The organism is Streptococcus sp. KHUD_018, assembly GCF_054861215.1.
This window is the reverse complement of the sequence record NZ_CM142176.1, coordinates 1,677,642-1,693,650: the sequence shown is the minus strand read 5'-3', so window position 1 is coordinate 1,693,650 and position 16,009 is coordinate 1,677,642. Positions and strand designations below refer to the sequence as shown.

12 protein-coding genes, 6 tRNA genes and 2 pseudogenes are annotated in these 16,009 nt (G+C 39.4%); 17 read left to right on the top strand and 3 right to left on the bottom strand.

Translation table 11 applies throughout. The annotated features are described in order from the left end of the window. Window positions 1-11: 11 nt before the first annotated feature. The 6 genes from ACVBD2_RS08510 (at window position 12) to ACVBD2_RS08485 (ending at window position 603) form a co-directional block, all read left to right on the top strand. Window positions 12-85, top strand: a tRNA-Met gene (locus ACVBD2_RS08510). 3 nt (window positions 86-88) lie between these two features. Beyond that, window positions 89-161: transfer RNA gene (locus ACVBD2_RS08505), tRNA-Phe, on the top strand. 15 nt (window positions 162-176) lie between these two features. Further along, a tRNA-Gly gene (locus ACVBD2_RS08500) sits at window positions 177-247 on the top strand. A 34-nt stretch (window positions 248-281) separates the two neighbouring features. Next, window positions 282-355, top strand: a tRNA-Ile gene (locus tag ACVBD2_RS08495). Between the two features lie 6 nt (window positions 356-361). Next, window positions 362-449, top strand: a tRNA-Ser gene (locus ACVBD2_RS08490). 66 nt (window positions 450-515) lie between these two features. Then, a tRNA-Ser gene (locus tag ACVBD2_RS08485) sits at window positions 516-603 on the top strand. A 47-nt stretch (window positions 604-650) separates the two neighbouring features. Here the strand turns inward: ACVBD2_RS08485 and ACVBD2_RS08480 are convergent. After that, window positions 651-1,305, bottom strand: a pseudogene (locus tag ACVBD2_RS08480) (transposase family protein). 220 nt (window positions 1,306-1,525) lie between these two features. Here ACVBD2_RS08480 and ACVBD2_RS08475 point away from each other — a divergent pair. After that, the gene (locus tag ACVBD2_RS08475) at window positions 1,526-2,230 is read left to right on the top strand and encodes a hypothetical protein (RefSeq protein ID WP_132972496.1); all 705 of its coding nucleotides are present in this window, start codon (window positions 1,526-1,528) and stop codon (window positions 2,228-2,230) included. A gap of 89 nt (window positions 2,231-2,319) precedes the next feature. On the opposite strand, the gene birA is transcribed toward ACVBD2_RS08475, so the two are convergent. Both birA and ACVBD2_RS08465 read right to left on the bottom strand, forming a co-directional pair. Next, window positions 2,320-3,258: a bifunctional biotin--[acetyl-CoA-carboxylase] ligase/biotin operon repressor BirA gene (gene birA / locus ACVBD2_RS08470; RefSeq protein ID WP_461685615.1), complete on the bottom strand. Its 939-nt coding sequence runs from the start codon at window positions 3,256-3,258 to the stop codon at window positions 2,320-2,322. Next, window positions 3,255-4,115, bottom strand: a complete 861-nt coding sequence (locus ACVBD2_RS08465; protein ID WP_461685614.1) for an AraC family transcriptional regulator — start codon at window positions 4,113-4,115, stop codon at window positions 3,255-3,257. Before ACVBD2_RS08465 ends, birA begins: the two co-directional genes overlap by 4 nt. 107 nt (window positions 4,116-4,222) lie before the next feature. Between ACVBD2_RS08465 and ACVBD2_RS08460 the strand changes: the two genes are divergently transcribed. The 10 genes and pseudogenes from ACVBD2_RS08460 to ACVBD2_RS08415 all read left to right on the top strand — a co-directional run bounded on the left by ACVBD2_RS08460 (window position 4,223) and on the right by ACVBD2_RS08415 (window position 15,994). Next, window positions 4,223-6,388 (top strand): alpha-galactosidase, encoded by a 2,166-nt coding sequence (locus ACVBD2_RS08460; protein WP_461685613.1) that lies wholly within the window; start codon window positions 4,223-4,225, stop codon window positions 6,386-6,388. A gap of 31 nt (window positions 6,389-6,419) precedes the next feature. Beyond that, window positions 6,420-7,670, top strand: a complete 1,251-nt coding sequence (locus ACVBD2_RS08455) for an extracellular solute-binding protein (RefSeq protein WP_000872428.1) — start codon at window positions 6,420-6,422, stop codon at window positions 7,668-7,670. 18 nt (window positions 7,671-7,688) lie between these two features. Further along, window positions 7,689-8,562 (top strand): annotated as a pseudogene (locus ACVBD2_RS08450) (carbohydrate ABC transporter permease). Window positions 8,563-8,578: 16 nt separating this feature from the next. Beyond that, window positions 8,579-9,412: a carbohydrate ABC transporter permease gene (locus ACVBD2_RS08445; RefSeq protein WP_000711267.1), complete on the top strand. Its 834-nt coding sequence runs from the start codon at window positions 8,579-8,581 to the stop codon at window positions 9,410-9,412. Between the two features lie 202 nt (window positions 9,413-9,614). Next, entirely contained in the window at window positions 9,615-11,057 is a 1,443-nt protein-coding gene (gene gtfA / locus ACVBD2_RS08440; RefSeq protein ID WP_461685612.1) for a sucrose phosphorylase, read from the top strand. Between the two features lie 132 nt (window positions 11,058-11,189). Next, entirely contained in the window at window positions 11,190-12,383 is a 1,194-nt protein-coding gene (locus ACVBD2_RS08435; RefSeq protein WP_461686303.1) for an O-antigen ligase family protein, read from the top strand. A gap of 143 nt (window positions 12,384-12,526) precedes the next feature. Beyond that, the gene (locus tag ACVBD2_RS08430) at window positions 12,527-12,970 is read left to right on the top strand and encodes a MarR family winged helix-turn-helix transcriptional regulator (RefSeq protein WP_461685611.1); all 444 of its coding nucleotides are present in this window, start codon (window positions 12,527-12,529) and stop codon (window positions 12,968-12,970) included. A gap of 3 nt (window positions 12,971-12,973) precedes the next feature. Continuing rightward, window positions 12,974-13,738: a nuclear transport factor 2 family protein gene (locus ACVBD2_RS08425; RefSeq protein ID WP_000043835.1), complete on the top strand. Its 765-nt coding sequence runs from the start codon at window positions 12,974-12,976 to the stop codon at window positions 13,736-13,738. Between the two features lie 14 nt (window positions 13,739-13,752). Beyond that, window positions 13,753-14,481, top strand: coding sequence for an ATP-binding cassette domain-containing protein (locus ACVBD2_RS08420; RefSeq protein WP_461685610.1), 729 nt, complete (start codon window positions 13,753-13,755; stop codon window positions 14,479-14,481). Beyond that, complete coding sequence (locus ACVBD2_RS08415; protein WP_461685609.1) at window positions 14,474-15,994, top strand: ABC transporter permease/substrate-binding protein; 1,521 nt, start codon at window positions 14,474-14,476, stop codon at window positions 15,992-15,994. The genes ACVBD2_RS08420 and ACVBD2_RS08415 overlap by 8 nt, the downstream gene beginning before the upstream one ends. Window positions 15,995-16,009: the final 15 nt, after the last annotated feature.

Sequence of the window (16,009 nt, the reverse complement as noted above, 5' to 3'; positions counted from 1 at the left end):
TTTATTATTAACGCGGGATGGAGCAGCTCGGTAGCTCGTCGGGCTCATAACCCGAAGGTCGTAGGTTCAAATCCTGCTCCCGCAATTTGGCTCGGTAGCTCAGTTGGTAGAGCAATGGATTGAAGCTCCATGTGTCGGCGGTTCGATTCCGTCTCGCGCCATTTTATAATGGTTATGCGGGTGTAGTTTAGTGGTAAAACTACAGCCTTCCAAGCTGTTGTCGCGAGTTCGATTCTCGTCACCCGCTTTGAACTTTGTTCAAATTACCAAGTTTTTAACTTGGGCGCGTAGCTCAGGTGGTTAGAGCGCACGCCTGATAAGCGTGAGGTCGGTGGTTCGAGTCCACTCGTGCCCATTAATAGGAGAATTACTCAAGAGGCTGAAGAGGACGGTTTGCTAAATCGTTAGGTCGGGTAACTGGCGCGGGGGTTCGAATCCCCCATTCTCCGTATACAGAGAGCTATAAAGCGAGTGTAGGAGCTTAAATCAACTTATACCTATTAATTAAATATTTTGGAGAATTACTCAAGAGGCTGAAGAGGACGGTTTGCTAAATCGTTAGGTCGGGTAACTGGCGCGGGGGTTCGAATCCCCCATTCTCCGTGATACAGTTTGAGAACCTTTATCAACTCTAGTGGGTTGAAGAAAAGCTAAGATTGAGAAAGGACGAATTTCGTCCTTTCTTTTTTGATGTTGGGAGCGATGAAAATCCTTTTTTTGGAGTTTTCAAAGTTCCGAAAACCAAAGGCATTTCGTTTGATGAGTTTAATGAGATTATTAGTCGCTTCCAATTTTGCGTTGGAATAAGGTAACTGAAGGGCGTTGACAATCTTCTCTTTATCCTTGAGGAAGGTTTTAAAGACAGTCTGAAAAAGAGGATGAACCTGCTTGAGATTATTTTCAATGAGTTCGAAAAAATTCTCTGCCTCCTTGTTCTGAAAGTTAAAAAGCAAGAGCTGATAGAGATTATAGTGTTTCTTCAGGTCTGTGGAGATAGCCAAGCTTTCAGCGATGACCGTCATAGGAACTTTCTCGATTAATTTTTGAGCGATTTGGTGGTTTTTCTTGACTAAGGGAGTCTCTGCGACAGCCATTTTTTTACAGACTTTACAGCGGAAGCGCCGTTTCCTTAGACGAATTAGAATTTTGTATCCCGCACATTCTAGATAAGGGATTTTAGATTTTTTTTGAAAATCATATTTCTTCAGTGATTTCCTTGTGGGGATCCATATTGAAAATATCCACACTCTTGATGTTAGGGTCTTTAACGTCTAGTAGGTTTGTGATAAAATGTAATGGTTCCATAAGATTCTTTCCAATGATGGTTTGGTCGCTTTTCATTATAGATCTTTTGGGACTTTTTTCTAGGCTACATAATCTCTATGGTGGTTTTACTCACTACAGAATTATAGAGCTTTATTATCTAATGCTGTTTCAGTAACTTTCATACTAGAAAAAATCATAAATAGACTAGATTTAGTGGTATACTAAGGTTAGGGACTTTAAGTGGCTGGGGATAATCGAGATGAAAAATGGAGTAAAATTTCGTAGTATTTTTTATAGATTTATACTATTTATCTTTGTAGTATTTCTAACTGTGATTTCAATGATCTTAGATGCAAAAAAAGCGCAAATTCGCTTTTTTAACCTATCTTTGACTATCGGGCAAGAGGAGTTGAAGATTGTTACAGTTGCGGTTTTGCTCCTTACTTTTCTTTTATCTTTCATGTTCAAATGGAAGTGTTTAATCCATAAAACTGGGATTTATCTAAGAAAAATTGATTTATTTATAGCTTGGGATGAGATTAGAGGTCTTAGCCATGTCTGGATAAATGAATATCATCGTGGACCTCATGGTTTCCTGTTCTATAATCGTAAGACGCTGGTTATTTATAGAGAAAATTATCAGCCGATTTGCCTTTATAATATTTCAATATTGGCCTTATATGTGACTAAATGTTATCATCCAAAATTGAAAACCAATATAGTCTCAGCAACGTTGGCGAGTCTTTTCAATATGGCTTTAAATGCATGGTTCTTGTACGAGATGTTTAGTAAAAATTTGGTGAATATAAAAGCTGAAGTCTTTATGTTTTGGCTGCTTTTGTATGCTGTTAAAGTTTTTGCACTTCCATTGGTCATGCTTGGACACGAAAATCACTGCTATGGGGTTTCTTTGGCACATAGCACGGCATATAAAAAGCATGCCTCAAAAGCTATCCACCTGTAAATTGTTGACAGGAAGCCAGCTATTTATATATCTGTTGCTTTCTACATTCAAAAAGCACTATATGTTGCTAGTTGCATATAGTGCCGTTGTTAAGTCCAGCTAGTGAGTGAGATTTCACCACTATTGAGCCAGATTTCTGTCTGGTCATCAAGCTGGATAAGGAGTTGTCCTTTGTCGGAGATGTCCTTGGTGACTCCTTTTTTTTCAGTCTGTTCTTGGATAAAACTGACCTCTCTTCCTAGAACAAGAGAGTGTTCTTTATAAAGATAGAGTAGTTCTTCGGGTGCTGTTTGGTAGAAACAACGCCAAATTTCTGAGATTAGTTCGTTTCGTGTGATAGGAGCTGGTGGTGTAAAGAGACTTCCAGCTTTTTCTTTTATCTCTTTGGGAAAATCGCTGATGGCAAAGTTGATTCCAACGCCGATAATGACGTCTGTTACTAGGCCTGTTTCCACGGACGTCATAGCTTCGGTGAGGATACCTGCTATTTTTTTATTTTTAAAGTAGATATCATTTACCCATTTGATACCCACGTCAATCAAGGTGAGGTTTTTAATGGCTTTGTAAATGGCACCTGCTGTAAGTAATGTGTAGGCAGGAAGCTGGTCATAGGTGAGATTTGGCTGAATATGTAATGACATATAAATACCTCCCTGAGCAGGAGAGTAGTAAGGGCGCTGAAAGCGGCCACGACCTGCTGTTTGACATGTGGAAAGATAGAGACTATTTCCCAGGCTTCCACCTTCAATACCTTCTTTTGCATCTGTTTGAGTAGATTTTGTTTCAGGCTTGTAGAGAATGCTTAAGTTGGTTTTCTCCTGAATCAAATCAGGCAATATCAGATCGCCTTGAATAAGCTTGTAGCCTCTATTTTTGATACTGTCAATTTCTAGGCCTTCTTGTTGAAGACGTTGGATCGCTTTCCATATGGATGTACGGCTTAAATTCAGTTCTTCTCCGATTTTTTCTCCGCTAACATAGTCGTTTTCTCTAGCTAATATTTGGTAGACTAGTTGGTGTGATTTCATTGCTTTTCCTTTCTAGCTAAGAGGGAATGAGAGTACTCTTTTCGAGTTTGACTAGGTGTTTTATGAAAAAACTGCTTGTAGGCTTTTGAGAAATGTAGTGGATCTGAAAAACCCACAGAATATGCAATGACTTTGATCGTTTCATTGGTGTGTTCTAGTAACTGTTGAGCACGCTTCATTCGAACGAAAAGTAAATACTCTTTTGGAGAGAGTTGGTGAAATTCTTTAAACACACTAGTTAAGTAACTTCTATGAACCGATAGCTCTTTTGCTAAATCTTGAATGGTAAGCGATTGTGGATAGTGACTATCAATTAATCGTTTGCAGTCAAGATAGAGCTGGTGAGTTGATGAAATATTCTCTTTTTTCTGATTGGGAGCAATCGTTCCTAGATGAAACATTAGTTCATGGAGTTGTCCCATGATGTGGAGTTGAGCCAATTCATTAGATTTTGTAATCTGAGCAAAGCGGACAATATCTGAGATGAGTTTTGCAGTTGTTTGTGTATGACAGTTATTTGACTGGATGAGGTAGGATTGGTCAGAAATTTGAGATAGAGCAAAGTAGTCAGGTGCCCTCCCTCCAGTGATCCCCAACCAGTAGTAAGCCCAAGGATCCTGGTTATCTGCTTTATAGAATGTTAATTCATCTGGTTTTAGTAAAAAGAAATCTCCTGCCTTTAAATCAACAATTTTCCCCTTATAATGGAATTGACCTTTTCCTTTAGTAATGTAATGTAGTACATAGGTATCTCGAATAGCTGGGCCAAAAGAGTAATTAGGCGTGCATTCTTCATAACCGTAGAAGCTAAGAGAAAGATCAATTGTTCCAGTCTGGTATTCTGAAAAAACGAGCATGGGCCACCTCCTACCTAACATTTTACCATACTTTGTATACATTTCTCTATTTTAGAAAGCGCTTTTATGTGCTAAAATTTTATCAAGAAATAGATGAGGTACAATTTATGGGAATTTGGATAGAGAATAATCTATTTTACGTTGAGAGTAAAGGTTTAAGTTTGATTATTGAAAATAGGGATGGATTCTTATTATTAAAACATTTAGGAAAGACTATTAAGAACTATAGAGGGGCTAATAGTGTTTACGAACGCGATCATGCTTTTTCTGGTAATCCCATAGCTACTAATCGCACCTTTAGTTTGGATACGCAACGTCAGATTTTGGGACAACATGGTTTGGGTGACTTTAGAAAACCAACTTTACAGATTCAACATGATGCAACTGAAGTAACAGACTTTCGATTTGTAGAAGCAAAGATTTTAAAAGGTCAGAATGGTCCACAGGGTTTACCTTCTCCACACAGCATGGATGATACAGAGACTCTTGCCTTGATTTTAGAAGATTCTAAGGCTCAACTTAGTCTGACTTTGTATTATACTGCTTTTGATAATGATGCGACAATTGCTAGTTACAGCAAATTGGAGAATAATAGCAATCAGGAAGTTGTCATTCATAAGGACTTTTCTCTCATGGCTGATTTTCCTGCTGCAGCTTACGAAATAGTGACTTTACAGGGAGCTTATGCTCGTGAAAAGACTGTTCGACGTCAACAGGTAGAACAAGGAATCTTTTCGATTAGTTCGAACCGTGGAGCTTCTGGGCATGCTCAAACACCAGCTCTTCTACTATGTGATCAAGGAGCCACAGAGGATGCTGGGAATGTGTTTGCTTTGCAACTACTGTACAGTGGAAACTTCGAAGCTTTTGTCCAAAAAAATCAACTGAATGAAGTTCGGGTGGCTATTGGCATTAATCCAGAAAACTTTTCTTGGAAGTTAGATCCTGAGGAAAACTTTGAAACACCGGTAGCTTTAGTGACCTATTCAGATAAGGGATTAACCGGTATCAGTCATGAAAGTCAGAATTTTGTACTTAAGCACATTATGCCAAGTAAATTTTCTAAAAAAGAACGTCCAATTCTAATCAATAACTGGGAAGCTACTTACTTTGACTTTCAGAGAGAAAAACTGTTAGAATTAGCTGATGAAGCTAAGAAAGTTGGAATAGAACTTTTTGTATTAGATGATGGGTGGTTTGGAAATCGCTTTGATGATAATCGTGCTTTAGGTGATTGGGTTGTTAATGAGGAAAAACTGGGTGGAAGCCTAGAAAGTTTGATTTCAGCTATCCATGACAGAGGTTTGCAGTTTGGCCTTTGGTTAGAACCTGAGATGATTTCTGTTGATAGCGATTTGTATCGCAAACATCCTGACTGGGCCATTCAGGTTCCTGGCTATGAGCATACCTATTCTAGAAATCAATTAGTACTTAATCTTGCCAATCCTCAGGTAGTAGAATACTTGAAAAATGTCTTAGATGAACTCCTATCTTATCATGAGATTGACTACATCAAATGGGACATGAACCGCAATATCACTAACCTAGGAAATGGCTTAACTTATCTAGAGACACAGATGCAATCTCATCAGTACATGCTGGGACTTTATGAACTCGTTTCTTATCTGACAGAGAAGCACAGCCATATTCTCTTTGAGTCCTGCTCTGGTGGTGGTGGACGAAATGATCTTGGTATGATGCGCTATTTCCCACAAGTCTGGGCTAGTGATAATACAGATGCCATTGCACGTTTACCAATTCAATACGGTTCATCCTATCTCTATCCAACCATTTCTATGGGGGCTCATGTGTCAGCAGTACCGAATCACCAGATGGGACGAAAGACACCGTTAGAAACACGTGGCCATGTAGCCATGATGGGAAATCTGGGTTATGAGCTTGATTTGACAAGTTTATCAGATGAGGAGAAAGCTGAGATCGCTAATCAGGTGAACTTGTATAAAGAATTGCGACCAGTAGTCCAGTTGGGAAATCAGTATAGGTTAATTAATCCCGATGCTGCATCCAATGAAGTAGCTGTACAATTTAACTATGGAAATCAAACGATTGTAACCTACGTCCGAGTCCTATCAGTTGTGGAAACAATGGAAACCACCTTGAAACTGAAAGACTTAGAGGTGGAAGGGCTTTATGAGCTGGAAGGGACAAACATTGTTTACTCGGGTGCAGAGCTCATGTATGCAGGTTTAACTGTTACCTTATCGCCAGGAGATTTTTTGAGTAGACAGTATAAATTCAAAAGACTATACTAAAAGCGTATAAATTTATTAAGGAGGCATTCCAATGAAATGGTATAAGAAAGCAGGTTTTCTTTTAGTAGCTGGGGTAAGTTTACTAGGTCTAGTGGCTTGTGGTCAGAGCAATCAACCAGCTGATGGTAAGGTAACGATTGAGTTTTTTAACCAGAAGACCGAGATGGCAGATACCTTGCAAAGGATAGTGGATGATTTTGAAAAGGAACACCCTAATATTGATGTGAAGCTGACTACAGTACCCGCAGCTGGAATTGTTCTGAAGACTCGGATTTTATCAGGAGATGTTCCAGATATTATTAATATCTATCCTCAAAATATGGATTTTCAGGAGTGGGCAAAAGCAGGTTATTTTGCAGATATGACAGGAAAATCCTATCTTGAGAACATCAAGAATGACTATGCCGAAAAGTATGCAATCAATAACAAGGTTTATAGTGTGCCTTTAACGGCTAACCTTTATGGAATTTATTACAATAAAACAAAGTTTAAAGAATTAGGACTTGAGGAACCGAAGACTTTTAAAGAGTTTCAAGAGATTGTTAAAAAGATAAAAGATAGTGGGCATTCTCCGTTTGCAGTTGCAGGCAATGAAGGCTGGACACTAAATGGTTACCACCAACTTTCTCTCATTACTCTTACAGGTAGTGGAGACGCGGCTAATAACTACCTTCGCTTTTCAAAACCAAACGCAATCTCTGCAGATGATGCTATTTTAAAAGCAGATGCAGAACGACTCGATTTATTAGCAGATAATGCTCAAGATGGTTGGCGTGGTGCCTCTTATAATGATGCGGTGGTAGCATTTTCGAGTGAAAAAGCCTTGATGATGCCACAAGGATCATGGGCATTAGCCGCAATTAATCAACAGGATCCAAAATTTGAGGTGGGGATGTTTGCCTTTCCTGGAGAAGAAGTAGGAAAAGAAGTCACTGTTGGTGCAGGGGATATGGCATTATCAACTTCAGCTACTACCAAACACCCTAAGGAAACCGAAGAATTTATCAGCTATATGACTAGTCCAAAAGCTATGCAGTCATACTATGATATAGATGGATCACCAGTTGCGGTGAAAGGTATACAGGAAAAAGAAGATTCAGCGCTTGCAGCTATTTCTAAACTGGCTTTTACGGACAAACATTATGTTTGGTTGGGCCAACGCTGGAACTCTGAAGAAGACTTTTTTAATCTAAGTGCAGGTTACCTGATGGATAAAAATCTGAAAAATATGGCAAACAATCTCAATGCTTTCTTTAATCCAATGAAGGCAGATTTGGACTAGAATAGGAGTTAAGATGATATGGCTATTCGAAAATTTTTAAATAAATACTGGGGTTGGACATTTTTGCTCATCCCGCTTGCTTTACAAGCTATCTTCTTTTACTTTCCAATGGTACAAGGTGCTTTCTATAGTTTGACTAACTGGACTGGATTGACCTATAATTATAAATTTGTTGGTTTAAATAACTACAAATTACTGATGATTGATGGGAAATTCTTCACAGCCATATCCTTTACTTTGATTTTAACTCTGGCATTGATTATTGGAGAGATTACGATTGGGATGGTTGTGGCACGAGCCTTAAAATTCTAAGATGAAGGGGCGGACCTTCTTTAGAGCTTGGTTCTTTTTCCCGGCTGTTTTATCTGGTTTGACAGTTTCCTTGATTTTTAAACAATTCTTCAACTATGGGCTTCCAACGATTGGAAAAATTTTAGGAATTAGTTTTTTACAAGAGAGTCTATTAGGGACACCTGTCGGAGCGGTAGTGGCAACTATTTTTGTTCTTCTATGGCAAGGAGTAGCTATGCCAATCATTCTCTTTCTTGCTGGTCTTCAGAGTATTCCAACTGATATTTTAGAGGCAGCATCAATTGATGGTGCAACCAGTAAACAAACTTTTTGGAAGATTGAATTGCCCTATTTACTGCCAACGATCTCAATGGTTTTTATCTTGGCTCTTAAGTCTGGTTTGACAGCCTTTGACCAAATTTTTGCGTTGACGAGTGGTGGTCCAAATAATGCTACAACGTCTCTTGGACTTTTAGTCTACAACTATGCTTTCAAGAGTAATCAATATGGATATGCGAATGCAATTGCCTTGATTTTATTCTTAATTATTGGAATTGTTTCTCTTATCCAAATCAAGCTATCAAAGAAATTTGAAATCTAATAGAGGAGTCCTACACATGAAAAAAGAAGAAAAATTGAATCAGTTTTGGAAATACGTCCTCTTGATAGTCGGTGGTATTCTTATACTTGTTCCTTTGTTGGTAACAGTATTTAGTTCTTTCAAGACAACTAAGGATATCATGAATCATTTCTTTAGTTTGCCCAATCCTTTTACGTTGAGTAATTATGAACGATTGATTTCGGATGGAATTGGAGGCTATTTCTGGAATTCAGCAGTTATTACGGTGTTATCATTGATTGTAGTGGCTTTCTTTATACCAGCTGCAGCTTATTCCATTGCTCGAAATATGTCCAAGAAAAAAGCCTTTGCAATTATGTATTCGCTCTTGATCTTAGGGATATTTGTTCCATTTCAGGTGATTATGATTCCCATCACAGTTATGATGAGTAAACTCGGTCTAGCGAATATGTGGGGGCTAGTAATACTCTACTTAACTTATGCTATTCCACAGACTCTCTTCTTGTATGTTGGTTATATTAAAATCAGTATACCAGATAGTTTAGATGAAGCTGCAGAAATTGATGGGGCTGATCGTTTTACAACTTATCGTCGAATCATTTTTCCAATGTTGAAGCCCATGCATGCGACAACTTTGATTATCAATGCCCTCTGGTTCTGGAATGACTTTATGTTGCCACTTTTGATTCTGAATAAGGATTCCAAGATGTGGACTTTGCCTCTCTTCCAATACAACTATCAAGGTCAGTACTTCAATGACTATGGCCCAAGCTTTGCATCTTATATTGTGGGAATTGTAACGATAACCATTGTCTACCTCATCTTCCAAAAACATATCATTTCAGGAATGAGCAACGGGGCAGTGAAGTAAGAAAGTGCTTAGGGAATCTATAATTCCATACATAGACGAACGGTTCAGCTTATTGATAATTCAAGAGAAAAATAAAGTAGTACTTAGTTTGTCACAGTCTATATTAGTACGAGTTCAATGTGAACAAAAATCTAAAAATATCTTTCATTTACGAAGCCAGGTCATATAAGACTTGGCTTTCATCAGAAAAAGGAGAACATCTATGACCATTCAAAATAAAACTATGTTGATTACTTATTCAGATAGTCTTGGAAATAACCTTAAAGACTTATATGAGAATTTGGAAGAACATTTTGGCGATGCTATTGGGGGAGTTCACCTTCTACCATTTTTCCCATCAACAGGTGATCGTGGATTTGCGCCAGTTGACTATGATGAAGTGGATTCAGCTTTTGGTGATTGGGAGGACGTTAAGCGTTTAGGTGAGAAATATTATCTTATGTTTGACTTTATGATTAATCATATTTCTCGTCAATCTAAGTATTATAGGGACTATCAAGAAAAACATGAAGCCAGTGAATTTAAAGATCTCTTTTTAAACTGGGATAAGTTTTGGCCAGAGAACCGTCCGACACAGTCTGACGTAGATTTAATCTACAAGCGTAAGGATCGTGCACCAAAGCAAGAGATTGTATTTGCAGATGGTTCAGTAGAACATTTGTGGAATACCTTTGGTGAGGAGCAGATTGATCTTGATGTGACCAAAGAAGTAACGATGAGATTCATCCGTAAGACGATTCAACATCTAGCAAGTAACGGGTGTGACTTGATTCGTCTAGATGCCTTTGCTTATGCAGTGAAGAAATTGGATACCAATGATTTCTTTGTGGAACCAGATATTTGGGATTTATTGGACAAAGTTCGAGATATCGCTGCTGAGTATGGGACAGAGCTCTTACCTGAGATTCATGAACACTATTCGATTCAGTTTAAAATAGCGGACCATGATTACTATGTTTACGATTTTGCCCTTTCAATGGTGACTCTTTATACTCTTTACAGTTCCAGAACAGAGCGCTTGGCCAAGTGGTTGAAGATGAGCCCGATGAAGCAATTTACGACACTAGATACCCATGATGGAATTGGAGTGGTGGATGTCAAAGATATCCTGACCGATGAGGAAATTGACTATGCTTCAAATGAGCTCTATAAGGTTGGAGCGAATGTCAAACGGAAGTACTCTAGTGCCGAGTATAACAATTTAGATATCTACCAAATCAATTCAACCTACTATTCTGCGCTTGGAGATGATGATGTCAAGTATTTCCTAGCTCGTCTGATTCAAGCTTTTGCTCCAGGCATTCCTCAGGTTTACTATGTGGGTCTATTAGCAGGAAAAAATGACTTGAAATTGTTAGAAGAAACCAAAGAAGGTCGAAATATTAATCGTCATTACTATAGCAATGAGGAAATAGCAGAAGAAGTTCAACGTCCTGTGGTGAAGGCCCTTCTCAATCTATTTTCTTTCCGTAATCGGTCAGAGGCCTTTGACCTAGAAGGGACTATTGAGATAGAAACACCAACAGCTCACAGCATTGTAATCAAACGTCAAAATAAAGACAAGTCCGTAACAGCAGTAGCAGAAATTGATTTACAAAGTCAGACCTATCAAGTAGTGGAAAACGGCAGAAAAATTCAGTTCTAGTGCTATATTAATGAAAGAGTTTTTTTGTTGTGAAAACGTGTTCATTGTTCCCAAATGACGGAAAAAATGGTAGAATATAAAGATAGTTTAGCATTTATCTTCTGGAGAAATCCAGAACAGAAAGGATCCGTTTTGAAATCAATTGGATTACTGGATAAGATAAGAGGGCTTTCGAAAAAAGATTTCTTTTTGTATTTGATGATCATAAGTATCTTTTTACCTTTTTATTTGTTCTTAGCCCTCTTTGCTTTATATTTGATAGGTTTACTTGTTACTGGGGAGATGAAGGGAATTATCAAAGGATTAGCCAAACATCCTGTACTTCTCTTTTTTATTGCCTACAGTAGTATCATCTCTATCGTCGCTAAGAACTGGCTTGGATTGGTTGCATCTTTACTGATGTTTCTCTTCCTCATTTTCTTTAGTTTCTACCAGAAACGTCTGACACATGCTTTCTTTCGACTGATACTGCAGACAATCTTGTTTGGTAGTGTGCTCTCTGCGGCTTTTGCTACTTTGGAGCATTTCCAAATTGTAAAGAAATTTAACTATGCCTTTCTTTCGCCCAATATGCAGGTATGGCATCAGAATCGGGCAGAAGTGACCTTTTTTAATCCTAATTACTATGGAATTATTTGTTGTTTCTGTATCATGATTGCCTTCTATCTCTTTACAACGACCAAGTTGAATTGGTTGAAGGTATTCTGTGTGATTGCAGGCTTTGTTAATCTCTTTGGATTGAACTTTACTCAAAATCGAACTGCCTTTCCTGCTATTATCGCTGGAGCCATCATTTATCTCTTTACAACCATTAAAAACTGGAAGGCCTTTTGGCTTAGTATCGGGGTCTTTGCGATTGGCTTGAGTTTCCTTTTTTCTAGTGATTTGGGAGTTCGGATGGGGACTTTAGATTCCTCTATGGAAGAACGCATTTCTATCTGGGATGCTGGGATGGCCTTGTTTAAGCAAAATCCTTTTTGGGGGGAGGGGCCATTGACCTATATGCACTCTTATCCTCGGATAAATGCTCCTTATCATGAACACGCGCATAGTCTTTATATCGATACTATTTTGAGTTATGGTTTGATTGGAACCATTCTCCTATCCATCTCTTCGGTGATCCCGGTTCACATGATGATGGATATGAGTCAGGAGTCTGGTAAACGACCAATTATCGGTCTTTATCTCTCCTTCCTTACAGTAGTCGCTGTACATGGAATTTTTGACTTGGCTCTCTTCTGGGTACAGTCAGGATTTATCTTCTTGCTGGTTATGTGCAGTTTACCACTGGAACATCGAACACTGGTGTCCGAAATGACAGATTAAGTTAATAAATAGTGAGGATCTTCTACTCTAGGTAGGAGGTCTTTTTTGTTGGTGAAAATTATTTCTAAGTCGAAATAGTTGACAGATGGAATGAGAGGTGTTACAATAAAAACAATTCGATATAGAAATAAAATGGAGAGATCATGAAAGATAGTCATTTAGTAGCCCATCATATTCGTTTGTTGAATGGGCGGATTTTTCAAAAGTTATTAAGTCAGGATTCTGAGGCCCTTTATCGGAGTGAACAGGGAAAGATTTTAGCGGTTTTATGGAATAGTGAGACAGGCTGCGCTACAGCAACAGATATTGCGCTAGCGACTGGTCTTGCTAACAATACGCTAACAACCATGATTAAGAAACTTGAGGAGCAAAACCTAGTTATCATTAGCCCATGTGGAATAGATAAGAGAAAGAAGTATGTCAAGTTGACAGAGCAGGGTTGGTTCCAGAAAGAAGTTGGTCATCGTGTTAGTCAAAAGTTGGATGCTATTTTTTATAAAGGTTTCTCAGAGGAAGAAATTCGCCAGTTTGAAAGTTATCAGGAACGCATTTTAGACAATCTGAAAGAGAAAGCAAATGAGGAATAAAATATGTCAAAACAAGTTGAAAATGCGCAAAATTTATATATTCATGCCATTCAAGACGGGTGTGTTGCTGAGGCTCAAGCCCAGTCTGTAGGGGATACCTACATTCAACACTCGACAGGTGTACCAGATGGGAAAGAAGGGTTTGCGGCATTCTTTGCAAATTTCTTTGAGCGCCATCCCGAGCGTGAGATGAAAATTGTTCGCACTATTGAAGACGGAAATCTAGTCTTCGTCCATGTTCATCAATATCTCAATGGTGGGGAAGCTCAATGGGTGACGACAGATACTTTCCGTGCGGATGAGAATGGTCGTATCGTGGAGCATTGGGATGTTATTGACTACTATCGAACACCTGAAAACGACCAATTAGACCAGATTTTTGGAGATTTTAAGATCAAGGATTTGGATAAGACAGCAGAAAATAAAAAGTTGGTTCGCCGTTTCTTGACAGAAATTTTCCAAAATGGGGAACTGGAGCAGTGGAGTGACTTTGTGGCAGAAGATTTGATTCAGCATAATCATGAGATTGGACAAGGAAGTGATGCTTATAAAAACTATGTGGCTGAGCACGGGGTTACTTTCGACTTTGTTTTCCAGCTTTTGGGACAAGGAAACTATGTGGTCAGCTATGGCCAGACTCAGATTGATGGCGTTGCCTATGCTCAGTATGACATCTTCCGTTTGGAGAATGGCTTGATTGTTGAGCATTGGGACAATAAAGAAGTCATGCCTAAGGTAGAAGACTTGACCAACCGAGGGAAGTTTTAAATTGAGGACACAGAATGATTGAATATAAAAATGTAGCGCTACGCTACACAGAAAAAGATGTTTTGAGAGATGTCAATTTGCGGATTGAGAATGGGGAGTTTATGGTTTTAGTTGGGCCTTCTGGGTCCGGTAAGACAACCATGCTCAAGATGATCAATCGCCTCTTGGAACCTACGGATGGCGATATTTATATGGATGGCAAGCGCATCAAAGACTATGATGAGCGTGAGCTGCGCCTTTCCACAGGCTATGTTTTACAGGCCATTGCTCTGTTTCCCAATCTAACGGTTGCGGAAAATATTGCTCTCATTCCTGAGATGAAGGGCTGGACTAAGGAAGAAATTGCGAAGAAAACAGAAGAGCTTTTGGATAAGGTTGGTTTACCAGTAGCTGAGTATGGACATCGACTTCCAAGTGAATTATCTGGTGGGGAACAGCAACGGGTTGGTATTGTTCGTGCTATGATTGGTCAGCCTAAGATTCTCCTCATGGATGAGCCCTTTTCGGCCTTGGATGCTATTTCGAGAAAACAGCTACAGGTTCTGACGAAAGAATTGCATAAAGAGTTTGGGATGACAACGATTTTTGTGACCCATGATACGGATGAAGCTTTGAAATTAGGTGATCGTATTGCTGTTTTGCAGGATGGAGAGATTCGTCAGGTGGCGAATCCCGAGACCATTTTAAAAGCTCCTGCTACAGACTTTGTAGCAGACTTGTTTGGAGGTAGTGTTCATGACTAATTTAATCTCAACTTTTCAAGAGCGTTTTGGTGATTGGTTGACAGCCCTATCTCAACATTTACAATTGTCTCTTTTAACCTTGATCTTAGCAATTTTACTAGCCCTACCCTTAGCCGTATTTCTCCGTTATCATGAGAAGTTGGCGGACTGGGTCTTGCAGATTGCTGGAATTTTCCAGACTATCCCTTCTTTGGCCTTGTTGGGACTCTTTATTCCCTTGATGGGAATTGGAACCTTGCCTGCTTTGACAGCACTAGTGATTTATGCGATTTTTCCGATTTTGCAAAATACCATCACTGGACTGAAGGGAATCGACCCTAGTCTGCAAGAGGCTGGGATTGCCTTTGGGATGACCAGATGGGAGCGTCTCAAGAAGTTTGAAATTCCACTTGCTATGCCTGTTATCATGTCAGGGATTCGGACGGCAGCAGTCTTGATTATAGGTACGGCAACCTTGGCGGCCTTGATTGGTGCAGGGGGACTGGGTTCCTTTATCCTTTTGGGAATTGACCGTAATAATGCCAGTCTGATTTTGATTGGGGCCCTTTCTTCTGCAGTGCTAGCCATTGCCTTTAACTTCCTACTAAAAGTAATGGAAAAAGCGAAATTGCGGACGATTTTTGCTGGTTTTGCCTTGGTGACGGTATTGCTGGGTCTGTCTTATAGTCCAGCCTTTTTGGCTCAAAAAGAGAAGGAAAACTTGATTATTGCGGGGAAATTGGGGCCTGAACCAGAAATCTTGGCTAATATGTATAAACTGCTAATCGAAGAAAATACCAGTATGACTGCGACTGTTAAACCGAATTTTGGGAAGACAAGCTTCCTCTATGAAGCTCTGAAAAAAGGCGATATTGATATTTATCCTGAATTTACTGGTACGGTGACTGAAAGTTTGCTTCAACCATCACCCAAGGTGAGTCATGAGCCAGATCAGGTTTATCAAGTGGCGCGCGATGGCATTGCCAAACAGGATCATCTAGCCTATCTCAAACCTATGTCTTATCAAAATACCTACGCTGTGGCTGTTCCGAAGAAGATTGCTCAAGAATATGGCTTGAAGACCATTTCAGACTTGAAAAAAGTGGAAGGGCGACTGAAGGCAGGCTTTACACTCGAGTTTAACGACCGTGAAGATGGAAATAAGGGCTTGCAATCAATGTATGGTCTCAATCTCAATGTAGTAACCATGGAGCCAGCCCTTCGCTATCAGGCTATTCAGTCAGGGGATATTCAAATCACGGACGCTTATTCGACCGATGCGGAGTTGGCGCGTTATGATTTACAGGTTTTGGAAGATGACAAGCAACTCTTCCCACCTTATCAAGGAGCTCCTCTGATGAAAGAAGCTCTTCTCAAGAAACATCCAGAGTTGGAAGCGGTGCTTAATAAACTGGCTGGTAAAATTACAGAAAGCCAGATGAGCCAGCTAAACTATCAAGTCGGTGTCGAAGGCAAGCCAGCAGAACAAGTAGCCAAGGAATTTCTACAAGAACAAGGCTTGTTGAAGAAATAAAAGGAGAGGAAAGTC